Genomic DNA, 21,152 nt, shown 5'->3' with positions numbered 1-21,152 from the left:
CCGCGGCATCCGTCGGTTCAGCGGAGGTCAGCGGATGCCGAGGTCCGCGTGTCCGATGTTCGTCTCGTACTCGACGTCCTTCGTCTCCTTCGACAGCCACAGGGCGATGAAGGTGAGGACGGCGGAGCCCGACAGGTAGATGCCGACCAGCCACGGCGAGCCGCCCGCGGCCGCCCACAGCGCGGTCGCAACGATCGGAGCGAGAGCGGCACCGAGGATCGACGACACGTTGTACGAGATCGCCGACCCCGTGTAGCGGACGTTCGTCGGGAAGAGCTCGGGCAACAGGGCCCCCATCGGGCCGAACGTCGCGCCCATGAGCATGAACCCGAGGATGAGGAACGCCTGCACGAGTGCACCGCTGAACTTCGGGTCGAGCTGGGGCAGCAGGAACACGTTGAACAGCAGGCCGAAGACGCCGATGAGTCCCGTGATCCACAGCAGCAGGCGACGACGTCCGATCGAGTCGGCGACGGGGCCGGACAGCAGTGTGAAGACGCCGAAGAAGATGACGCCGACGATCTGCATGATGACGAAGTCCGTGTACCCGAACCCGAGGCCGGGCACATAGGTGGCCGCGTCGAAGGGCGTCCCGGCGGCCTGGGCGGCCGCGGCGGCACCGTCGGTGGTGGCCTTGGTGCCGTACGCCAGGGTGAAGCTGGTCATCAGGTAGAAGAGCACGTAGGTCGCCAGCATGATGAACGTGCCGAGGATGAGCTGCTTCCAGTGGCGTCGGACGACTTCACCCAGCGGGAACTTGCGGATCGCCCCGGTCTTCTCGGCCTTCGCGAACGTCGCCGATTCGACGAGCTTCAGGCGCACGTAGAGACCGACGATGACCATGACCGCCGAGAACAGGAACGGCACGCGCCAGCCCCAGGCGAGGAACTCCTCGCTGCGCTGCGCGGGTCCGTCCGGGTGGGGGAGGAGGAAGTAGATCACCAGGAAGACGGTGTTGGCGATGATGAAGCCGATCGGCGCACCGAGCTGCGGGAACGTGCCGTACCAGGCTCGCTTTCCCTTCGGAGCGTTCTCGGTCGCGACGAGCGCAGCGCCCGACCACTCGCCGCCGAGGGCGAAGCCCTGCGCGAGGCGGAGGATCAGGAGCAGGATCGGGGCGACGATGCCGACCTGGCCGTAGGTCGGCAGGAAGCCGATGAGGAACGTCGCGACGCCCATCGTCAGGAGCGATCCGACGAGCGTGGCCTTGCGACCGAACTTGTCGCCGAAGTGGCCGAAGATGACGGCGCCGACGGGGCGCGCGACCATGGCCGCGCCGAAGATGCTGAACGACAGCAGCAGGTTCACGGTGTCGTTGCCGGCCGGGAAGAAGAGGATGGGGAAGACGAGGACGGCGGCGGTCGCGTAGACGTAGAAGTCGTAGAACTCGATCGTCGTGCCGATCAGGCTCGCCGTGATGACGCGGGAGCGCGGATTGGCGGGTGCGGCGGATGCCGCGGGTGCTGCGGATGACATGCGGGGGACCTTCGGAACGAAGCGGTGGGTCCTCATGGGACGTGTCGGCGGCGGATGCGCTCGCAGGGGTGACGCGAGGGCATCACAGCACTGGGATCACCGATGCGTCGACGGAGTGGTCGACGCAAACCTCCACCCTACTCCCGCGCGTCGCGCGAGAAGTCCCGGTCAGCGCCAGATGACGGCGAGGCCGGCGTTGACGAGCGTCAGGATGCCGATGGGCCAGAAGATCCCCGCGGGGACGGAGCCCGACTTCCGCAGACGTCCCGCGCCCGCGCCGAGGAGCCCGCCGATGATCACCAGGATGACGAGCTTGATGCCGATCTTCGCGTAGTTGAGGTCGTGGTCGAGTCCCCAGGGCGCCGACAGTGCGAGGCCGGCCACGAGGGCGATGCCGAGTCCCCAGTGCATGATGCGGGTCACGCGGCGCTGACCGACGAGTTCGACCACCCACGCACCGAAGAGCGTCGCGAATCCGACGAGGTGGACGAGAACGACGATGCTGCGCAGGGTCTCCATGCCCTCAGGCTACCTGAAGGTGGAGATCCCGCGCAGCATCGGCTCGAGCTCTCAGACGCGGAGGTCGCGGAGGACGAGCGCGGTGCGGATCGCGGCATCCGCTGCTTCCGCACCCTTGTCCTCCTTCGAGCCCTCCAGGCCCGCCCGGTCGAGTCCCTGCTGCTCGTCGTCCAGCGTCAGGACGCCGAAGCCGACGGGCTTGCCGGTGTCGAGCGCGACGCGGGTGAGGCCGTCGGTCGCGGCGGAGGACACGAAATCGAAGTGGGGAGTGCCGCCCCGGATGATGACCCCGAGCGCGACGGCCGCGTCGGCGCCGGCGTCGAGTGCCGCCTTGGCGGCGACCGGCAGCTCGAACGATCCCGGCACGCGGACGAGTCGCCACGAGGCGCCCGACGCGTCGAGGATGCGCTTCGCGCCGGCGATCAACCCATCGGTGATGACATCGTGCCACTGGCCGGCGACGACGACGACCGACAGGTCGCTCGCGTCGACGATCTCGGTCTGGGGTGCTCCGTGGCCGCTCATGCCTTGTGCTCCTCGCTGTGCGCGAGTGCTTCGCGCAGTTCGTCGGCGTCGATGATGTGACCCATGCGGTCGGCCTTCGTCGCCAGGTACTGGTGGTTGTTCGCGCCGACCCCGACGAGCAGCGGCACCTGGTCGACGATCGTCAGGCCGAGTGCGCGCAGCTGCGAGACCTTGTCGGTGTTGTTGGTCAGCAGGCGGATCTGCTTGACGCCGAGGTCGGTGAGGATGCCGGCGGCCGCCGCGTAGTCGCGAGCGTCGGCCGGCAGCCCGAGTGCGAGGTTCGCGTCGACCGTGTCGAGGCCGCGCTCCTGCAGGCTGTAGGCCCGCAGCTTGTTGATGAGACCGATGCCGCGACCCTCATGGCCGCGCATGTAGATGACGACGCCGCCGTCCTGCTCGATGGCGTCCAGGGCCGCCTCGAGCTGCGGACCGCACTCGCACTTCAGCGAGCCGAAGGCCTCACCGGTCAGGCACTCCGAGTGGACCCGTACGAGCGGCGCCTCCTCGGTGAGTTCGCCGGAGACGACGGCGATGTGGTCGGTGCCGGTGATGCGGTCCTTGTACGCGAGGAAGCGGAACTCCCCGTGCGAGGTCGGGACCTTCGCCTCCGCGCGCAGGCTCACGCGACGCTTGCCGATGTGGTCGGTGTGTGCGGCGGCGCTGTCGCCGTCGGCTGCGCTCACGTGCGCGATGAGCTGTTCGATCGTGATGACGGGGATGCCTTCGCGCTCGCCCATCTCCAGCAGGCCCGGCATCCGCATCATGCTGCCGTCGTCAGCGACCACTTCGCCGATGACGGCGACGGGCTGGAGGCCGGCGAGCTGCATGAGCTCGACCGCGGCTTCGGTGTGCCCGGCGCGCTCGCGCACGCCGCCGTCGACGGCGCGGAGCGGGAGCACGTGGCCGGGGCGGATGAGGGAGGCGGGGACCGACGTCGGGTCCGCGAGGACGTTGGCCGTCCGGGCGCGGTCCGACGCGCTGATGCCGGTCGTGACGCCGTCGGCGGCGTCGACGCTCACGGTGTACGCGGTGCTGCGGGCGTCCTGGTTGACCTCGACCATCGGCGGCAGGTCGAGCCGGTCGGCCCAGTCCGCCGGCATCGGCGCGCAGAGAAAGCCGCTGGACCACCGGATGGTCCAGGCGAGCCACTCCGGCGAGGCCAGCTCGGCGGAGATGATGATGTCGCCCTCGTTCTCGCGGCTCTCGTCGTCGGCGACCAGGATCGGTCGGCCTTCCTTGAGGGCTGCCAGGGCGTCGGGGATGGACGAAAGGCTCATCGGGAGCCTCCTTCTTCTGTGGACGGGATGCCGTCGGGTGAGGCGAATCGGAGCAGGCGCTGCACGTGCCGCGCCAGGATGTCGGTTTCGAGGTTGACCCGGTCGCCGGGCGTCAGCGCGCCGAGTGTGGTCACCTCGAGGGTCTCGGGGATGAGGGAGATCTCGAACCACTGCGACGACGCGTCGGCGTCCGACACGTCCGAGACGGTGAGCGAGACGCCCTGCACGGTGATCGATCCCTTGTCGACGACGAGGGGGGCGAGGTCCGCGGGCAGCGAGACGCGGATGACGCGCCACTGCTCGCCGGGGCGCACCTCGAGCACCTCGCCGGTGCCGTCGACGTGTCCCTGCACGATGTGCCCGCCGAGCCGGGTGTGCGCGGCCAGGGCGCGCTCGACGTTGACGGGGGAGCCGACGGCGAGCGTGCCGAGCGTCGACATGTCGAGCGTCTGCTTCATGACGTCGGCGGTGAACCCCTCCGGCGTCTGGTCGGTGACCGTGAGGCAGACCCCGCTGATGGAGATCGAGTCGCCGCGCTGCGCGTCCGAGACCGCGAGCGGTGCGCGGACCGCGAGGCGTACGCCGTCGCCGGACGGATCAATGGCGGTGATGACGCCCTGCTCTTCGATGATGCCCGTGAACATCAGCCCTCCTTGGGGGTCAAGGTGACGAGGATGTCGTCACCGAGTCGGTCGAGACCGAGGATCTCGAGTCGGCGCTGCTCTGCGATCGTCGTGACTCCGATGTCGCCGACCGCGACGCGGTCTCCTCCGATTAGGGTCGGCGCGACGTACACGAGGAGCTCATCGACCAGTCCCTGGCGCAGGAACGACGCCGCGAGCGTCGGGCCGCCCTCGAGGAACACGCGGTGAGCGCCGAGTTCGCGGAGCCTGTCGAGCAGGTCGCGGAGATCCTCGCCCTCGTCCTGCATGAACGGCCGCGGGTGGCGCCGGAGCGCGGCCTCCTGGGGGACTGCGCGGATTCCGACGACGACCGGCCGCGGCTGGTCCTCGTAGAGCGATCCGTCCGCGGTGCGTGCGGTGAGCGCGGGGTCGTCCGCGAGGACGGTGCCGGTGCCGACGACGATCGCGTCCGCCCGTGAGCGGCGGCGGTGCACGTCCGCGCGCGCGTCGGGTCCCGTGATCCACTGGCTGGTGCCGTCGGATGCCGCGGCCCGACCGTCGAGCGACTGCGCCCACTTGACGGTGACATGCGGTCGCCCCAGGCGCTGCACGGTCAGCCACGACGAGATGAGGTCTTCGCCCTCCTCGCGGAGCACGCCCCCCTCGACGTCGAGACCGGCGGCGCGCAAGCGCTCTGCGCCTCCGGACGAGACGGCGCCCGGGTCCTCGGCCGAGTAGACGACGCGAGCGACCCCGGCCTCGATGAGGGCGACGGCGCACGGGCCGGTGCGGCCGGTGTGGTTGCAGGGCTCGAGGGTCACGACGGCGGTGGCGCCGCGGGCGGCATCCGGCCCCAGTTTCGACAGCGCGTCGATCTCGGCATGGGGGGTGCCGGCGCCGTGGTGCCAGCCCTCGGCGAGCACGGCGCCCTCGGGCGAGAGGATGACGGCCCCGACCTGCGGGTTCAGGCCGCGAGGCCCGTTCGTCGCGAGCGCGAACGCGTGACGGAGCGCGCTGCGCTCCGCGTCGGTGACACTCATCCGGATCCTCACGATGGGGTTCTCCGGGGCGCGGGCGCGACAGGTGGATACGGCGTCGCCGCATCCACCGTGCTTCCTCCCATCCGGACTAGCGACTCTCGTCGCATCACCGTCGGTTCCGGATTTCCACCGGATCAGCAGGACCTGGGTCCCGCTCGCGGACTGTCACCGCCGGTTCGGATTCCCACCGACCCCGGAGCACGTTTCTTGCTCTTGCAGTGTAATCAACCGCTCTTCGCCGGTTTCATTCCCGCGTCATCTCTTGACTTCCGAGGTCATTCGGTCAGCGCGCGGGCGGTCGCCTCATCGACGACCAGCTCGGTGACGAGGCGGGCGGCGAGCGCCCCGCGCAGACTGTCGCGTTTGTCGACGCCCGAGACGATGCAGACGCGACTCGGCACGCGGCGGAGCACGTCGAACCGCGGGCCCGTCGCGCGGTCGTTGAGCTCGATCCCGCGCGTGGAGCCGTCGAGCCGGTAGAACACCGTCGCGACGTCGCCCACCACCCCCTCGCCGTCGAGCGCGGCGAGCTCTTCGGGTTCGAGATAGCCGCCGGAGTAGACGTGGCTGGGGACGCGCGAGTCGGCGGCGCCGACGCTGAAGACGACGAGGTCCATCGCCGCCTGGATGGCGAGGATGCGGGTGGTGCTGCGTTCCCGCCACATCGCGTGCTTCGTGCGCGGGTCGTCGAAGAACGCCGGCACCGGGAACTGCTGCGCGTTTCCGCCGTAGGCCTCGGCGAAGCGGCTGAGGATGTCGCTGGCGTACAGCAGGCCCGTCGTCCGCGTGTTCCCCGAGCCGTTCAGCTGCACGAACGTCGTGCCGTGCACGGACTTCGGGACGAGGCGCCGGCTGACCGCCGCCGTCGTCGACCCCCAGGCGATCCCCACGGTGGTGTCCGCGACGATGAGGTCGCCGAGCAGGTGGGCGGCAGCCGTCGCGACGCGCTCGAGTCGCTCCACGTCGCTGGCGTCGTCGGGCACCGGAACGACATGCGCGGTGATGCCGTAGCGGTCCGCGAGGTTCTGCTCGAGCAGCTGCGGCGCGGCGAAGGGGGAGCGGATGCGGATGTCCACGATCCCGGTCGCGCGGGCACGCGACAGCAGGCGCGACACGGTCGATCGGGAGGTCCCGAGTTCGCGCGCGATGGCTTCCATCGTGCGGTCCTGGACGTAGTACAGGTGCGCGGCCGTGAGGGCGCGACGGATGTCGTCGGGATCGAGCGTCTCTTCCACGGATGACAGTGTGCACGTATGTGCATGGCGACTGCAATCCCGTCCACGAATGTCATCATTGGTCCCATCAGCCACTGCGGTGGCGGTCTGAGGCGACCGGGTCGACACCCGGCAGAAGTGGGAGTGTGTGACGTGGACGCGGACATCCGATCGACGACAGCGGCGCTGCGGGAGCGGCCCCAGGCGGACGTGCTCATCATCGGCGGCGGCATCAACGGCGTCGCGACCTTCCGCGACCTGGCCCTCCAGGGCATCGACGTCGCCCTGGTCGAGAAGAGCGACTTCCTCTCCGGAGCGTCGGCCGCGTCGAGCCACATGATCCACGGCGGCATCCGCTATCTCGAGAACGGCGAGCTCCGACTCGTCCACGAAGCCGTCACCGAGCGCAACGACCTGCTCACGACGGCGGCTCACTACGTCCGACCGCTCCGCACCACCGTGCCGATCTTCTCGACCTTCTCGGGCCTCCTGTCGGCACCGCTCCGCATGGTGCTGCATCGCAAGACGGCCTCGACCGAACGCGGCGCCCTCCTCATCAAGGTGGGGCTCATCATCTACGACTCGTTCTCGCGCGGCGGCGGCAAGGTCCCCCGCCACACGTTCCACGGTCGCCGCCGGTCGCTCCGCGCCCTGCCCGACCTCAACCCCGACGTCAAGTACACCGCCACGTACTGGGATGCCTCGCTCCGCGACCCCGAGCGCCTCGGTCTCGATCTCGTCCGGGACGGCATCGCCGTCGGCGGCAGCCGCGCTCGCGCCGCGAACTACGTCTCGGCCGCGGGCGTCCAGGATGGCAAGGTCGTGCTCCGCGACGAGGAGAGCGGCGAGGAGTTTCCGTTCGCGGCATCCGTCGTCCTCAACGCGGCGGGGCCGTGGACCGACCTCGCCAACCGCGCGCTCGGCGACGCCACCCGCTACATGGGCGGCACCAAGGGGTCGCACATCGTCCTCGACCACCCCGAGCTCATGCAGGCCACCGGAGGACGCGAGCTGTTCTTCGAGCACTCCGACGGACGCATCGTCCTCATCTACCCCCTCAACGGTCGCGTCCTGGTCGGAACGAGCGACCTCGAGCACGACATGTCCGAGCCGGCTGTCTGCACCGAGGAGGAGGTCGACTACTTCCTCGACCTCATCGGTCACGTCTTCCCGACGATCCCCGTCGACCGCTCGCAGATCGTCCACCGCTACTCGGGTGTCCGTCCCCTCCCCGGGCACGGCGACATGGCCGCGGGCTTCGTCTCGCGCGACTACCGCATCGAAGAGGCGATCCTCCCCGGGTCGGACCGCGTGCCGGTGCTCAGCCTGGTCGGCGGCAAGTGGACCACGTTCCGCGCCGTCGCCGCACGACTGACAGACGAGCTGATGACCCGGATCGGCCGCGAGCGTGTCCGCTCCACGAAGGGTCTGCCGATCGGCGGCGCCGTCGGGTTCCCCCGCACCGACGCCGACCGCGACGAATGGGTGCACCAGCACCTCTCGGACTTCGGACTCGAGCGCGGTACGCGTCTGCTGCACCGCTACGGCACGCACGCGCTGGCCGTCGCCACCGCGCTCCGCCAGGACGACGACGACGCGCCCCTGTCGACGCTGCCGCGATTCAGCTCGGGAGAGTTCCGTTACATGGCGACCCGCGAGTCGGTCGTGCACCTCGACGACATCTTCCTGCGCCGCACGAACATCGGCTTCCGCGGTGAGGCGACCCGCGAGGTCGTCGAAGAGGTGGCCTACGCCGTCTCGGATGTGATGGGCTGGGATGCCGCGACCCGCCGCTCGGAGATCGACCGGACGCTCGCCGCGGTGCACGCCGCCGATCCCGTCGCTGTCTGACACCGGCATCCGCGTCGCGATCAGCGACGAGCACTCGAAGAGGAGACGAGACGTGGCCGAACACGTGATCGCCATCGACCAGGGAACCACCTCGACACGCGCGATCGTGTTCGACGGCGAAGGGGCGCTCGTCGCCACCGCGCAGCGGGAGCACGAGCAGATCTTCCCGCGGGCCGGGCGGGTCGAGCACGACCCCGTGGAGATCTGGACGAACACGGAATGGGTGCTCGCCCGCGTCCTCAACCAGGTGGGGCTGGCGCCGTCGGACGTCGCCGCCATCGGCGTGACCAACCAGCGCGAGACCGCGATCGTCTGGGACCGCCGCACCGGCCGGCCGATCCACAATGCGATCGTCTGGCAGGACACCCGCACGCAGCCCGCGATCGACCGGCTGATCGAGACGCACGGCGTCGACGCCTTCGCCGACGTGACGGGGCTGCCGCTCGCGTCGTACTTCTCCGCGTCGAAGATCGCGTGGATCCTCGACAACGTCGACGGGGCGCGCGACGCGGCGCGGAACGGCGACCTGATGTTCGGCACGCCGGACACGTGGCTCGTCTGGAACCTCACGGGTGGCAGCGACGGCGGCATCCACATCACGGACGTCACCAACGCGAGCCGCACGCTGCTGATGGATCTGAAGACCCTCGACTGGTCGGACGAGATGCTCGAGATCTGGGACATCCCGCGCGCGATGCTGCCCGAGATCCGCTCCTCCTCGGAGGTCTACGGCGAGGTCGCGCAGCCGCGGGTGGCGCGCGGCATCCGGATCGCCGGCATCCTCGGGGACCAGCAGGCCGCCACCTTCGGGCAGGCCGCCTTCGACGCCGGGCAGTCCAAGAACACGTACGGCACCGGCAACTTCCTGCTCGTCGGGACCGGCACCGAGCTCGTCCGCTCCGAGGCGGGTCTCATCACGACGGTCGCCTACCGCATCGGCGACGAGCCCGCCCACTACGCGCTCGAAGGTTCCATCGCCGTCACCGGCTCGCTCGTGCAGTGGCTGCGCGACAACCTCGGGATCATCTCCGATTCGGGCGAGGTCGAGCGGCTCGCCCGCAGCGTCGAGGACAACGGCGGCGCCTACTTCGTGCCCGCCTTCTCGGGACTGTTCGCCCCGTACTGGCGACCCGACGCGCGCGGCGCCCTCGTCGGCCTCACCCGCTACGTCACCAAGGCCCACATCGCCCGCGCCGCCCTCGAGGCGACCGCGTTCCAGACGCGCGACGTGATCGCCGCCGTCATCTCCGACACCGGCCGCGACCTCGACGAGCTCCGCGTCGACGGCGGCATGACCCGCAACGACACGCTCATGCAGTTCCAGGCCGACATCCTCGGCATCCCCGTCATCCGCCCCAAGGTCGTCGAGACGACGGCTCTCGGCGCCGCCTACGCCGCCGGTCTCGCCGTCGGCGTGTGGTCCGACAAGGACGCGCTCCGCGGGTACTGGCAGGAGGACCGCCGGTTCGAGCCGCAGATGGACCCCGACGAGCGCGACCGCCGATGCCGGCTGTGGGAGAAGGCCGTCTCGAAGTCGATGGGCTGGGTCGACGACGACGCCCGGGTCCTCGCCGGAACCGTCTGACCTACTTCAGGAGCCTCGACAGGCGGCGGTCCGCGAGGATCTTGCCGCCCGTCTGGCACGTGGGGCAGTACTCGAGGCTGTTGTCGGCGAAGAACACCGATCGCACCTCATCGCCGCACACCGGGCACGCCTCGCCGCGTCGGCCGTGGACGGCCATCCCGCGACGCTTGGCGTCCTTGAGGTCGGCCGGAGGTTTGCCGGATGCCGCGGCCACCGCCTCGGCGAGGGTCTGCCGCAACGCGGCGTAGAGTCTGTCGATCTCGGCATCCGTCAGCCCCGCAGCCAATGCGTACGGCGACATCTTCGCGGCGTGGAGGATCTCGTCGGAATAGGCGTTGCCGATCCCCGCGACGATCGACTGGTCCCGCAGGACGCCCTTGATCTGCGTGCGGCGCCCCGCCAGGAGCTCCGCGAGGGTGTCGCGCGTGAACGCGGCGTCGAGGGGATCCGGGCCGAGGCGCGCGATGCCGGGCACGTCGGCGGGGGAGCGGGCGGCGTAGTAGGCCAGGGACTTCTTGGTGCCGGCCTCGGTCAGGTCGAACCCGGAGCCGTCGTCGAAGCCGACTCGCAGGGCGATCGGGGTCTTCCCCGGCCGGATGACCGTGGCCGGCAGCTGGTCGTACCAGCGCAGCCAGCCGGCCTTGGCGAGGTGGAAGACGAGGTGGGCACCGGCATCCGTCTGCAGGTCGACGAACTTGCCGTGACGCTCCGCACCGGTGACCGTCGCGCCGGTGATCGCGTCGATCGGCGGGTCGTACGTCTTCAGGGCGGCGATGTTCGCGACCGACACCTTCGTGACGGTGAGTCCCGTCGCACGCTCGCGGAGGAAGTCGACCAGTCCCTGCACCTCGGGCATCTCAGGCATGGGGTCATCCTGTCATCCGGCGGCGACGGCGGTCAGGGGGTTGTCACGGGACCGGCTTGTCAGAGCACCGGCCACGTCTGCGGCGAGCGGTCGTCCGTGCGCAGGAGCGCGGCGATCCAGCCGTCGTGGCGGCCGCGCGGATCGCTGAGACCCTGGCGCAGGAGGCCTTCGTACCGGAACCCCAGCTTCTGCGCGACCCGCGCAGATGCGTGGTTGCCGACGACGGCGCGCCATTGGATCCGGGTGAGAGCGAGGGGCTCCGCGAACCCGAAGTCCACGACGGCGGCAGCCGCCTCGGTGAGGTAGCCGTGGCCGCGGGCCGCGGCATCCATCCAGAACCCGATCTCTGCCGAGCCCTGCTTCTCGACGCGGTGGAGGCCGACCATGCCGATCCAGCGGCCCTCGCGGCGGACGCCCCAGGTGAGTTCGCTCTCGTCGCCCCACCATCCGGTCGCCTTGGCGACGAATTCCTCCGCGTGCCGCCGGTCGTACGGCGACGGAAGCGTCGTCCACCGCGGCACTTCGGGATCCTGCGCTGCAGCCGTGATCGCGTCGATGTCGGCTGCCGTCGGGACGGACAGCTCGAGCCGCTCGGTCCGCAGAGTCACCGGTTCCATGCCCCGACCCTAGCGGCGGCCGCGCGTGCCGTATTCAGTCTCGGCACTCGGACGCGCGAGCACCCCTCGCGCGACTCGGTGGCGCGAGCGCCTCGCGTCGACGCCCGAGACTGGATACTGAACGACGACAACTTCACCGTCGTCTCCAGATTCTGGGCAAAGGCCGCATCGTCCACAGGTGGCGCTGTCGCTGTCGTCAGTCGGGGCGGCAGGCCCACAGTGGCGGGATGTTCGAGGTATGGACGAGAGCTGAGCTCGTGTCGAGCGGTGCGTCAGCGCGACAGATCACTGATGCTGTCCGCGACGGGCGGTTGATCCGAGCGCGCAAGGGGCACTACGTGTCGGGCGACGCACCTCCGGCGCTCGTCACGGCGGCACGAGTCGGTGGGCGACTCGGTTGCATCTCCCTGCTGGCCGCCCTCGGCGTGTTCACCTTTGACGACGCGAAGGTCCATATCCACATGGAACGAGGCGACAGCAGGATGCGGGGATCGACGGGCCCCATCCTCGCGCCTGTCGGTGACCGCGCTGGGGTGAGCCTGCACTGGCGGAGATGGCTGGAGGCACCGGGCTCCGGGGCAGTTCACATCTACGACGCGCTTCTCGACGCCGTTCGGTGTCAGGACGCACGACACGCCATCGCCACACTCGACAGCGCCGCGCACGTCGGGCTGATCACTCTCGCAGAGATCCGGGACCTGTTCGGAGTGCTACCCCGTCGCTATCGTGCGCTGGCGCCTCTCCTGGACGGACGCGCGGAGTCCGGTCCCGAGACTCTGGTCCGACTGATGGTGAGGAGCCTTGGGCATTCCGTCGAACTCCAGGTCACCCTCGAAGGCGTGGGGCGCGTCGACCTGCTGGTCGACGGGTGGTTGGTGATCGAGTGCGACAGTCGACAGTTCCACTCCTCATGGGATCAGCAGCGGACCGACTACCGCCGCGACCGCGCGCTGGCTGCACTCGGGTACAGCGTTCTTCGCCTCATGGCGGAAGACATCCTCTATCGCCCGGACCTCGTCGTTGCTGCGCTCCGAGGGCTCCTGGACTCGCATCGTTCCGGCCGCTGAGCAATCCTGCAGAACCGAATTCAGTCCCGAAGGATGCGACAACGGGACGGCGGAGCGTGGTTCTGCGGGGTGCTCAGGGCCGGATGCGTCCGCAGACTGAATACGGAACGCGTAGCAGCGGGCTCAGCCCTCGGGGTGCTGCTGGATCCAGACGGCCATGGCGGCGAGGTTGGCCAGCGGGGCCATCGCGCCGGTCACCGGCGCGTCGAACACGATGGACTCCACGCCGACCTCGGCGTAGGAGGCGACCCAGCCCGCGGCATCCGGCATCGGAACCGCGAGCAGCCGGTCGACCTCTTCGGGCGGGATGCCGAACCCCGCCGCCGCCTCTGCGGCACGCTCCGGCGTCGAGAAGGCGAAGATCGCCGGGCCCTGCTCGGTGGTGGCGGCGAAGGGGGAGGGCTTCTCATCGGTTCCGCGCGCGATGAAGATCCACCGCTCGAGGGCGAAGACGGCGCGCCAGAGGCGCTCCTGCGCGTCGCGGTCGTCGGGGGCGGCCATCGACACCGCAGCGGCCGCGTCGATCGCCGCGACGGTCTCGGGGGCGGGCCCGAGCTCGGGAGTCGGCTGATCAGGCACGACGCAGCAGCCCCAGCTTGTCGTAGACGTCGCCCAGGGTGCGGTCGGCGACCTCCTCGGCGCGGGCGGCGTTCGTCGCGAGCACCCGGTCGAGCTCGGCCGGGTCGTCGAGCAGCTCGAGCGTGCGCTCGCGCACGGGACCGAACTCCGAGACGACGACCTCGGCGAGCCCCTTCTTGAAGTCGCCGTAGCCGCGACCTGCGTACTCGTCCTCGATCGAGGGGACCTGCCGACCGGTGAGGGCGGCGTAGATCACGAGGAGGTTCGAGACGCCGGGCTTGTTCTCCGAGTCGTAGCGGACGACGCCCTCCGAGTCGGTGACGGCCCGCATGATCTTCTTCGCCGACTTCGCCGGATCGTCGAGAAGCCACAGGACACCGGCATCCGACTCGGCGGACTTCGACATCTTCGACGTCGGGTTCTGCAGGTCGTAGATCCGCGCCGTCTCCTTCTGGATGACGGGCTTCGGCACGACGAACGTCTGACCGTGGCGGCTGTTGAAGCGCTCGGCGAGGTCGCGGGTCAGCTCTACGTGCTGCTTCTGGTCGTCGCCCACGGGGACGAGATCCGTCTGGTACAGCAGGATGTCGGCGGCCATGAGGATCGGGTACGTGAAGAGCCCGACGTTGGTGGCGTCGGTGCCGTAGCGCGCCGACTTGTCCTTGAACTGCGTCATCCGGCCGGCCTCGCCGAAGCCGGTGACCGTGGACAGCACCCAGGCGAGCTCGGCGTGCGCGCGCACGTGCGACTGCACGTACAGCGTCGACTTCGACGGCTCGATGCCGGCGGCGATGTACTGCGCGGCGGTGCGGCGGGTCTTCTCGCGCAGCTCCGCGGGATCGTTCGGCTGCGTGAGGGCGTGCAGGTCGACGACGGAGAAGAACGCGTCGTAGGACTCCTGCATGTCCCGCCACTGCAGGAGCGCCCCGATGTAGTTGCCGATCTGGAGGGAATCGGCGGAGGGCTGCATTCCGGAGTACAGGCGGGGTTTGCTCACCCTACGATCCTAGGCGCGAACGGATGCCGCGCCCCCGCGTCCGTGCCTCAGCTGCCGAGCGTGTAGTCGGCCACGACGGGCGCGTGGTCGCTCCAGCGGGTGTCCCAGGACGGTGCCCGGACGACCCGGTAGTCGGTCGCCCGCGTCGCGAGCTCGGGGGTTGCGAGGTGGTAGTCGATCCGCCAGCCGGTGTCGTTGTCGAACGCCTTGCCGCGGTTCGACCACCACGTGTACGGCCCGTCGACCTCGCCGGCGAAGCTGCGCCCGACGTCGACCCAACCGAGTCCGGTACCGCTGTCGCCTTCGACGGTCGTGACGGTCTCGCCCGCGGGCCCGGTGAAGCGGTCGAAGTACGCGCGCTCGCGCGGCAGGAAGCCGGCCTTCTTGACGTTGCCCTTCCAGTTGCGGATGTCGAACTCGCGGTGCCCGACGTTGAGGTCGCCGGTGATGAGCGCGAGGTCGCCGAGGTGCGGCATCCGCTCTTCCATCGCGTCGAGGAACGCGTACTTCGCGACCTGCTTCTCGGTGCCCGCTTCGCCCGTGAAGACGTAGGCGCTGACCACGGTGAGCAGCTCGCCGTCGACCTCGATGTCGGCTTCGACCCACCGGCCCTTCGAATCGAGCGTGTCGTCGCCGAGCTCGACGCGCCAGACGTCGAACGGCTCGCGGGTCGCGATCGCGACACCGGCGCGGCCCTTCGCGAGGGCCTCGTCGTTCACCAGGTGCCATCCGGGAAGGGCGGCGGCGAGATCGGATGCCTCGGCCCGCACCTCCTGCAGGGTCAGGACGTCGACCCCCGCGGTCTCGAGCCAGTCGTGCATCCCCTTCCGGGCGGCGGCGCGGATGCCGTTGACGTTGACAGAGGCGATGCGGAGTGTTCGTGGCACGCCTTCCAGCGTATCCAGGGCGGCGGACATCGACTCACCGCCGGGTGCGTTCCCAGAGGTCCTCGGCGTGCCGCAGATCACGCCGTGCGCCGGGTTTCCGCCACCACGAGGCGTCCGCGAGCGCCTGCCGCGCCTCGCGGACACCGGCTTCGGCCACGACGCGGAGCGCGCGGCGCTCCTGCTCCCGTCGCTCCTCGGCGGTCATCTCCACGAGCGGTATGTCGGCGTCATCCGCGGCGACGGCGATCCAGGACGCGGCGACGAGGATCACGATCCCCGCGAGGCGGAGCCAGAGCAGCAGCCCGACGACGGTGAAGGTCGCCAGGAGCGGGTTGGTGGGGGAGTAGACCGCGAGGAATCCGGCGCCGAGCTGCAGGAGCGCCAGGGCACTCCCGCCGGCGGCGGCGCCCGGGATGATCGACCTCACCGGCAGCGAGGTCCCGGTGAGGAACCGGATGAGTCCGGTGAGAGCGGTGGTGTTCAGAAGGATGCTGACGATGACCGACGCGATGCGGCTCGACACGTCCACGGCGGTGGATTCGTACGGCACCTGGGCCCAGTCGAGCACGATCGCGACGACACCGCCCGCGACGAGTCCGAACACCGCGCCGAGGACCAGGGCGAGCCCGAACAGGAGGGCGGCGAGCAGGTCCCCGAGTTTGAGGAGCACGAAGCTCCTCGTGTCGAACGGCAGACCGAAGATGTCGCGCACCGCGCGCCGGGTGAAGGTGACGAATCCGATCGCCGTCCAGATCGCGACGGCGACGGCGATCGCACCCGTCACCGCGAGAAGGCTGCCGCTGTCGCGCGCGATACCCGCCACGTCGACCGGATCGAGCGTTCCCCCGACCGCGATGAATCCGGGCAGGTAGGAGTTCACGACCGCGATGAGTCCGTCGATGGCGGTCTGCGAACCGCCCAGCCAGAGGCCGACCGCGGCGAACGCGGTGTACAGCGTCGCGAAGATCGCGAACAGGGACTGATAGCTGATGGATGCCGCGAGCAGGAACCCGTTCCGCCGCAGGAAGCGGCGCCACACCCGCACCGGGAACGAGCCGATGGTCCGCTGCGTCAGCTCGGTGGCCCGCTCGATCGGCTGATCGAGGCGCTCGCGCAGACGAGACGCCTCCCACCGCTCGCGCAGGGGAGGCGTCGTGTCGTCCGAGGTCACGCCTCGAGGCTATCCGGCCGGATCAGCTGCGGAGGACCGCCTGCTTGACCTCGGCGATGGCCTTGGTGATCTCGATGCCGCGGGGGCACGCCTCGGTGCAGTTGAAGGTCGTGCGGCAGCGCCACACGCCTTCCTTGTCGTTGAGGATGTCGAGGCGCACGTCGCCCGCGTCGTCGCGCGAGTCGAAGATGAAGCGGTGCGCGTTGACGATCGCGGCGGGGCCGAAGTACTGACCGTCGGTCCAGAACACGGGGCAGGACGACGTGCACGCGGCGCAGAGGATGCACTTCGTGGTGTCGTCGTAGACGGCGCGGTCCTTGATCGACTGGATGCGCTCCTTGCCGGGCTCCGGGGCGCTGTTCGCCTGGAGGAAGGGCTGCACGTCGCGGAAGGACTCGAAGAACGGGTCCATGTCGACGATGAGGTCCTTCTCCAGCGGCAGTCCCTTGATCGCCTCGACGTAGATCGGCTTCGAGATGTCGAGGTCCTTGATCAGCGTCTTGCAGGCGAGGCGGTTGCGGCCGTTGATGCGCATGGCGTCCGAGCCGCAGATGCCGTGGGCGCACGAGCGGCGGAAGCTCAGCGTGCCGTCCACGTCCCACTTGATGCGGTGCAGTGCGTCCAGCACGCGGTCCGTCGGGTACATCTCCACGTCGTAGTCGACCCAGCGCGGCTCAGCGTCCACCTCGGGGTCGAAGCGCCGGATGATGAAGGTGACCAGGTACGACTGGATGCCGGAGTCGTTCGTCTCCTGCGTCTGCGCCGGGGCGCCGCTGTCGACGATCGTCATCAGTACTTCCTCTCCATCGGCGGGTAGTTGTACTCGCCCTGCTCGTTCTTGGTGAACACGACCGGCTTCCAATCCAGGCGGATGTGGTCCTCGGGGTTCGCGGAGTGCGGGTCGCCCGTGAGGTAGGCCATCGTGTGCTGCATGTATTCGTCGTCGTTGCGGTCGGGGTAGTCCTCGCGCATGTGACCGCCGCGGCTCTCCTTGCGGTTGCGCGCGGCGTAGGCGACGATCTCGGCGATGTCGAGGAGGAAGCCCAGCTCGACGGCCTCGAGGAGATCGGTGTTGTAGCGCTTGCCCTTGTCGTCGACGTGGACGTTCTTGTACCGCTCGCGCAGGTCGTTGATCGTGCCCATGACGTTCGTGAGTGTCTCTTCGGTGCGGAAGACCTGGGCGTTGGCGTCCATCTCCTCCTGCAGCTTCTTGCGGAGCGTGGAGATGCGCTCGGTGCCCGCGTTGTTGCGCAGGCCCTCGATCAGCTCGCGGACCTCCTTCGCGGGGTCCTCGGGGAGCGGCATGAACTCGGCGGTCTGGACGTACTCGACCGCGTTCTGGCCGGAGCGCTTCCCGAAGACGTTGATGTCCAGGAGCGAGTTCGTGCCGAGGCGGTTCGCGCCGTGCACCGACACGCACGCGCACTCGCCCGCGGCGTAGAGGCCGGGGACGACGGTGTCGTTGTCGGCGAGGACCTCGCCCTTGATGTTGGTCGGGATGCCGCCCATCGCGTAGTGCGCGGTCGGCATGACCGGCACCGGCTCGACGACCGGGTCGACGCCGAGGTAGGTACGGGCGAACTCGGTGATGTCGGGGAGCTTCGTCTCGAGCACTTCGGCGCCCAGGTGCGTGCAGTCGAGGTAGACGTAGTCCTTGTTCGGGCCGGCGCCGCGGCCTTCGAGGACCTCCTTGACCATGCACCGGGCGACGATGTCGCGGGGCGCGAGGTCCTTGATGGTGGGGGCGTAGCGCTCCATGAACCGCTCGCCCGAGGCGTTGCGGAGGATCGCGCCCTCGCCGCGGGCACCCTCGGTGAGAAGGATGCCGAGGCCCGCCAGACCTGTCGGGTGGAACTGGAAGAACTCGATGTCCTCGAGCGGCAGTCCCTTGCGCCAGACAATGCCGACGCCGTCACCGGTGAGGGTGTGGGCGTTCGAGGTCGTCTTGAAGATCTTGCCGAAGCCGCCGGTCGCGAAGATGACGGCCTTGGCGTGGAAGACGTGGAGGTCGCCGGTGGCGAGCTCGTACGCGACGACACCGGCGATGCCGGTGCGACCCAGGGCATCCTTCACCGTGATGAGGTCGAGGGCGTAGAACTCGTTGAAGAAGTTGATGCCGAGCTTGACGCAGTTCTGGAACAGCGTCTGAAGGATCATGTGACCCGTCCGGTCGGCGGCGTAGCAGGCGCGACGGACCGGGTTCTTGCCGTGCTCAGCGGTGTGCCCGCCGAAACGGCGCTGGTCGATCTTGCCGTCGGGCGTGCGGTTGAAGGGCAGGCCCATGTTCTCGAGGTCGATGACCGCGTCGATGGCTTCCTTCGCGAGGATCTCGGCTGCGTCCTGGTCGACGAGGTAGTCGCCGCCCTTGACGGTGTCGAAGGTGTGCCACTCCCAGGAGTCCTCTTCGACGTTGGCGAGCGCTGCCGCCATGCCGCCCTGTGCCGCGCCGGTGTGGCTGCGGGTCGGGTAGAGCTTGGTGATGACGGCCGTCTTCGCGCCGGGACCGGCCTCGATCGCGGCGCGCATGCCGGCGCCGCCGGCGCCCACGATGACGACGTCGAACTGGTGGTAGTGGACGCCGTCCTTGACGACGGAGTCCGCGGTCTGAGTGCTCACGTGACGAATGCCTCTGTTCTCTGCTTTGCGTGCCGGCGCGGCCGGCTCAGCCCTGTGCCTTGCAGACCTCGGCGAGAACGCTGCCGTCGAGGTTGGGGATGCAGGGATCGAAGGTGAAGACCACGAGGGTGCCGAGGAGGATCATGAAGCCGGCCACCACCCAGAGGCTGGTGACGAGGACCCGGCGGACCTTCGCGTTGGTGACGTAGTCGTTGACGATCGTGCGCATGCCGTTCGTGCCGTGGATGAACGCCAGCCACAGCATGAGGACGTCCCACCACTGCCAGAACGGCGTGGCGAACTTGCCCGCGACAAACGCGAAGTCCAGGCCCGAGATGCCCTCGCCGAGCATGAGGTTGACGAAGAGGTGACCGAAGATGAGGACGAGCAGCAGCACGCCCGAGACGCGCATGAAGACCCAGCCCCACTTCTCGAGGTTAGGACCCTTCTTGCGGACGGCGGCCTTGCCCTGCGGGGTGCGCGGAGCGGCGAGGGTGTCGGCGGTCATCAGTGCTCGCCTCCCATGTGCGAGAAGACGTTCGGAAGGTGGCGCGCGGCGAAGCCGACGAGGGTGACGGCCCAGACGGCCAGCACTCCCCACCACAGCTGCCGCTGGTGACGCGTGGCCCACGGCCACAGGTCCACCGCGATGATGCGGAGGCCGTTGAAGGCGTGGTACACGATCGCGCCGACCAGGGCGACCTCGCCGAGGCCCATGATCGGGTTCTTGTACGTGCCGATGACCGCGTTGTACGCATCCGGGGAGACCCGGATGAGTGCGGTGTCGAGGACGTGCACGAGCAGGAAGAAGAAGATGGCGATGCCGGTGATGCGGTGAAGGACCCACGACCACATGCCCTCGTTGCCGCGGTACAGCGTGCCGCGCGGGGTCTTGGACGTGGTCTCAGCGATCGACGGCGTGACGCGTGCTGGTGCAGACACGGTCGTCCTCCCTTGAGTGAGATGGATCGCGCGCGTGCGGCGAGATCGCGGCATCCCAGGGAATGTCGCCCATCGTCGCAAGCGGGCGCATCGACCATCCTAAGCGGCCTCGAGAGGGGTGGGCGAGGAAGGCGAGCCTTAATCGGCCGGTAGGGTTCCGACCATGGTCGAACACATCGAGGACTTTTACGCCGTCATCCCCGCCGGGGGCGTCGGATCCCGCCTGTGGCCGTTGTCGCGAGCGGATGCCCCGAAGTTCCTCCACGACCTGACCGGGTCGGGGCACTCCCTCCTCCGCGACACCTGGAACCGGCTCGAGCCCCTCACCGGGCCCGATCGGATCGCCGTCGTCACCGGCCGCGCGCACCGCGCCGCCGTCGAGGCGCAGCTCCCCGGCATCCCCGACAAGAACGTCATCCTCGAATCCGAGCCGCGTGACTCCGCGGCCGCGATCGGCCTCGCTGCGGCGATCCTGCACCGGCGGCATCCGGACGTCGTCATCGGATCCTTCGCCGCCGATCACGTCATCCGCGGCTCGCGCGTGTTCGAGTTCGCGGTGCGCGACGCCGTCGAGGTCGCACGCGAGGGCTACATCTGCACGATCGGCATCAGCCCGTCCGAGCCGGCGGTCGGGTTCGGCTACATCAAGCGGGGCGGCGAGCTGATCGTCGACGGCGCTCGGGATGCCTCCCTGGTCGAGCGCTTCGTCGAGAAGCCCGACCTCGAGACGGCGAAGGCCTACGTCGCCGATCGCTCCTACCTCTGGAACGCGGGCATGTTCATCTCGCGGGCCGACGTCCTGCTCGCCGAGATCGAGGCGAACAACCCCACCCTGCACGCCGGGCTCATGGAGCTCGCCGAAGCGTGGGACGACCGCGATCTCCGGGGCCCCGCCGTCGACCGCATCTGGCCGACCCTCGAGAAGATCGCGATCGACTACGTCGTCGCGGAGCCGGCGGCGGAGAAGGGCAAGCTCGCCGTCGTCCCCGGACACTTCGACTGGGATGACGTGGGGGACTTCGCGAGCCTCGCCAAGCTCAACTCGGGCGGCCGCACGGACCTCGCGATCCTCGGACAGAACGCCCGGGTGCTCTCGGATGCCGCGAGCGGCATCGTCGTCTCGCAGACGAGTCGCGTGATCAGCATCATCGGCGTCAAGGACATCGTCGTCGTCGACACGGACGACGCGCTTCTGGTGACCACTGCCGAGCACGCCCAGCGGGTCAAGAGCGTCGTCGACGCGCTGAAGGTGACCGGTCGCGGGGACGTCCTCTGACGCCCCGTCCGTTGAGCAGGATGCC

General features: G+C 69.4%; 21 protein-coding genes and 1 riboswitch. Of the genes, 4 read left to right on the top strand and 17 right to left on the bottom strand.

From position 1 onward, the window contains the following. Positions 1 to 27 precede the first annotated feature (27 nt). The 7 genes from BLR68_RS04250 to BLR68_RS04220 form a co-directional block, all read right to left on the bottom strand. On the bottom strand, positions 28 to 1,476 hold the full coding sequence (locus BLR68_RS04250; RefSeq protein ID WP_026303053.1) for an MFS transporter: 1,449 nt from the start codon (positions 1,474 to 1,476) through the stop codon (positions 28 to 30). A 168-nt stretch (positions 1,477 to 1,644) separates the two neighbouring features. Continuing rightward, positions 1,645 to 1,995 (bottom strand): hypothetical protein, encoded by a 351-nt coding sequence (locus tag BLR68_RS04245; protein ID WP_018188802.1) that lies wholly within the window; start codon positions 1,993 to 1,995, stop codon positions 1,645 to 1,647. Positions 1,996 to 2,046: 51 nt separating this feature from the next. Then, complete coding sequence (gene ribH, locus BLR68_RS04240; protein ID WP_018188801.1) at positions 2,047 to 2,520, bottom strand: 6,7-dimethyl-8-ribityllumazine synthase; 474 nt, start codon at positions 2,518 to 2,520, stop codon at positions 2,047 to 2,049. Continuing rightward, complete coding sequence (locus BLR68_RS04235; protein ID WP_018188800.1) at positions 2,517 to 3,797, bottom strand: bifunctional 3,4-dihydroxy-2-butanone-4-phosphate synthase/GTP cyclohydrolase II; 1,281 nt, start codon at positions 3,795 to 3,797, stop codon at positions 2,517 to 2,519. The genes ribH and BLR68_RS04235 overlap by 4 nt, the downstream gene beginning before the upstream one ends. After that, positions 3,794 to 4,441, bottom strand: a complete 648-nt coding sequence (locus BLR68_RS04230; RefSeq protein ID WP_018188799.1) for a riboflavin synthase — start codon at positions 4,439 to 4,441, stop codon at positions 3,794 to 3,796. The genes BLR68_RS04235 and BLR68_RS04230 overlap by 4 nt, the downstream gene beginning before the upstream one ends. After that, positions 4,441 to 5,460 (bottom strand): bifunctional diaminohydroxyphosphoribosylaminopyrimidine deaminase/5-amino-6-(5-phosphoribosylamino)uracil reductase RibD, encoded by a 1,020-nt coding sequence (gene ribD, locus BLR68_RS04225; protein WP_018188798.1) that lies wholly within the window; start codon positions 5,458 to 5,460, stop codon positions 4,441 to 4,443. The genes BLR68_RS04230 and ribD overlap by 1 nt, the downstream gene beginning before the upstream one ends. 65 nt (positions 5,461 to 5,525) lie before the next feature. Then, positions 5,526 to 5,666: riboswitch (FMN riboswitch) on the bottom strand. Positions 5,667 to 5,735: 69 nt separating this feature from the next. Further along, positions 5,736 to 6,695, bottom strand: coding sequence for a sugar-binding transcriptional regulator (locus BLR68_RS04220; RefSeq protein ID WP_018188797.1), 960 nt, complete (start codon positions 6,693 to 6,695; stop codon positions 5,736 to 5,738). A 132-nt stretch (positions 6,696 to 6,827) separates the two neighbouring features. On the opposite strand from BLR68_RS04220, the gene BLR68_RS04215 reads away from it, so the two are divergent. Then, entirely contained in the window at positions 6,828 to 8,525 is a 1,698-nt protein-coding gene (locus BLR68_RS04215; RefSeq protein ID WP_018188796.1) for a glycerol-3-phosphate dehydrogenase/oxidase, read from the top strand. 52 nt (positions 8,526 to 8,577) lie between these two features. Continuing rightward, the gene (gene glpK / locus BLR68_RS04210) at positions 8,578 to 10,110 is read left to right on the top strand and encodes a glycerol kinase GlpK (RefSeq protein WP_026303052.1); all 1,533 of its coding nucleotides are present in this window, start codon (positions 8,578 to 8,580) and stop codon (positions 10,108 to 10,110) included. Position 10,111: 1 nt separating this feature from the next. Here the strand turns inward: glpK and BLR68_RS04205 are convergent, their stop codons facing one another. Continuing rightward, positions 10,112 to 10,975, bottom strand: coding sequence for an Fpg/Nei family DNA glycosylase (locus tag BLR68_RS04205; protein WP_018188794.1), 864 nt, complete (start codon positions 10,973 to 10,975; stop codon positions 10,112 to 10,114). A 59-nt stretch (positions 10,976 to 11,034) separates the two neighbouring features. Continuing rightward, entirely contained in the window at positions 11,035 to 11,592 is a 558-nt protein-coding gene (locus BLR68_RS04200; protein ID WP_018188793.1) for a GNAT family N-acetyltransferase, read from the bottom strand. Between the two features lie 788 nt (positions 11,593 to 12,380). Here BLR68_RS04200 and BLR68_RS18270 point away from each other — a divergent pair. Continuing rightward, a complete protein-coding gene (locus tag BLR68_RS18270) occupies positions 12,381 to 12,659 on the top strand; it encodes an endonuclease domain-containing protein (protein WP_371129972.1) in 279 nt (92 codons plus the stop codon). Positions 12,660 to 12,782: 123 nt separating this feature from the next. Here the strand turns inward: BLR68_RS18270 and BLR68_RS04190 are convergent, their stop codons facing one another. From BLR68_RS04190 to sdhC, 8 genes are read right to left on the bottom strand one after another with little or no spacing between them, the layout of a single operon-like run. Next, on the bottom strand, positions 12,783 to 13,238 hold the full coding sequence (locus BLR68_RS04190) for a hypothetical protein (RefSeq protein ID WP_018188791.1): 456 nt from the start codon (positions 13,236 to 13,238) through the stop codon (positions 12,783 to 12,785). Next, the gene (trpS, locus tag BLR68_RS04185; protein ID WP_081626483.1) at positions 13,231 to 14,235 is read right to left on the bottom strand and encodes a tryptophan--tRNA ligase; all 1,005 of its coding nucleotides are present in this window, start codon (positions 14,233 to 14,235) and stop codon (positions 13,231 to 13,233) included. The genes BLR68_RS04190 and trpS overlap by 8 nt, the downstream gene beginning before the upstream one ends. Positions 14,236 to 14,282: 47 nt before the next feature. Beyond that, positions 14,283 to 15,152 (bottom strand): exodeoxyribonuclease III, encoded by an 870-nt coding sequence (locus BLR68_RS04180; RefSeq protein WP_018188789.1) that lies wholly within the window; start codon positions 15,150 to 15,152, stop codon positions 14,283 to 14,285. A gap of 4 nt (positions 15,153 to 15,156) precedes the next feature. After that, positions 15,157 to 16,293: a YihY/virulence factor BrkB family protein gene (locus BLR68_RS04175; RefSeq protein ID WP_018188788.1), complete on the bottom strand. Its 1,137-nt coding sequence runs from the start codon at positions 16,291 to 16,293 to the stop codon at positions 15,157 to 15,159. Between the two features lie 22 nt (positions 16,294 to 16,315). Then, entirely contained in the window at positions 16,316 to 17,083 is a 768-nt protein-coding gene (locus tag BLR68_RS04170) for a succinate dehydrogenase iron-sulfur subunit (RefSeq protein ID WP_018188787.1), read from the bottom strand. Next, entirely contained in the window at positions 17,083 to 18,909 is a 1,827-nt protein-coding gene (sdhA, locus tag BLR68_RS04165) for a succinate dehydrogenase flavoprotein subunit (RefSeq protein WP_018188786.1), read from the bottom strand. Before sdhA ends, BLR68_RS04170 begins: the two co-directional genes overlap by 1 nt. 46 nt (positions 18,910 to 18,955) lie before the next feature. Further along, a complete protein-coding gene (locus BLR68_RS04160; RefSeq protein ID WP_018188785.1) occupies positions 18,956 to 19,417 on the bottom strand; it encodes a succinate dehydrogenase hydrophobic membrane anchor subunit in 462 nt (153 codons plus the stop codon). Next, the gene (gene sdhC / locus BLR68_RS04155) at positions 19,417 to 19,851 is read right to left on the bottom strand and encodes a succinate dehydrogenase, cytochrome b556 subunit (protein WP_018188784.1); all 435 of its coding nucleotides are present in this window, start codon (positions 19,849 to 19,851) and stop codon (positions 19,417 to 19,419) included. Before sdhC ends, BLR68_RS04160 begins: the two co-directional genes overlap by 1 nt. Before the next feature lie 163 nt (positions 19,852 to 20,014). On the opposite strand from sdhC, the gene BLR68_RS04150 reads away from it, so the two are divergent. Further along, positions 20,015 to 21,127, top strand: coding sequence for a mannose-1-phosphate guanylyltransferase (locus BLR68_RS04150; RefSeq protein ID WP_018188783.1), 1,113 nt, complete (start codon positions 20,015 to 20,017; stop codon positions 21,125 to 21,127). Positions 21,128 to 21,152 lie beyond the last annotated feature (25 nt).

Source organism: Microbacterium sp. 77mftsu3.1 (assembly GCF_900100525.1).
Taxonomy (GTDB): domain Bacteria; phylum Actinomycetota; class Actinomycetes; order Actinomycetales; family Microbacteriaceae; genus Microbacterium; species Microbacterium aquilitoris.
The sequence above is the reverse complement of the archived record's forward strand: the minus strand, read 5'-3'. Positions and strand labels throughout refer to the sequence as shown.

Coding starts and splice junctions, on each gene's coding strand:
- BLR68_RS04200 (WP_018188793.1), bottom strand. CDS start 11,592: ATGGAACCGGTGACTCTGCGGACCGAGCGGCTCGAGCTGTCCGTCCCG.
- BLR68_RS04235 (WP_018188800.1), bottom strand. CDS start 3,797: ATGAGCCTTTCGTCCATCCCCGACGCCCTGGCAGCCCTCAAGGAAGGC.
- BLR68_RS04230 (WP_018188799.1), bottom strand. CDS start 4,441: ATGTTCACGGGCATCATCGAAGAGCAGGGCGTCATCACCGCCATTGAT.
- BLR68_RS04250 (WP_026303053.1), bottom strand. CDS start 1,476: ATGTCATCCGCAGCACCCGCGGCATCCGCCGCACCCGCCAATCCGCGC.
- BLR68_RS04150 (WP_018188783.1), top strand. CDS start 20,015: ATGGTCGAACACATCGAGGACTTTTACGCCGTCATCCCCGCCGGGGGC.
- BLR68_RS04170 (WP_018188787.1), bottom strand. CDS start 17,083: ATGACGATCGTCGACAGCGGCGCCCCGGCGCAGACGCAGGAGACGAAC.
- ribH (WP_018188801.1), bottom strand. CDS start 2,520: ATGAGCGGCCACGGAGCACCCCAGACCGAGATCGTCGACGCGAGCGAC.
- BLR68_RS04180 (WP_018188789.1), bottom strand. CDS start 15,152: ATGTCCGCCGCCCTGGATACGCTGGAAGGCGTGCCACGAACACTCCGC.
- ribD (WP_018188798.1), bottom strand. CDS start 5,460: ATGAGTGTCACCGACGCGGAGCGCAGCGCGCTCCGTCACGCGTTCGCG.
- BLR68_RS04160 (WP_018188785.1), bottom strand. CDS start 19,417: ATGACCGCCGACACCCTCGCCGCTCCGCGCACCCCGCAGGGCAAGGCC.
- BLR68_RS18270 (WP_371129972.1), top strand. CDS start 12,381: ATGGTGAGGAGCCTTGGGCATTCCGTCGAACTCCAGGTCACCCTCGAA.
- BLR68_RS04245 (WP_018188802.1), bottom strand. CDS start 1,995: ATGGAGACCCTGCGCAGCATCGTCGTTCTCGTCCACCTCGTCGGATTC.
- BLR68_RS04205 (WP_018188794.1), bottom strand. CDS start 10,975: ATGCCTGAGATGCCCGAGGTGCAGGGACTGGTCGACTTCCTCCGCGAG.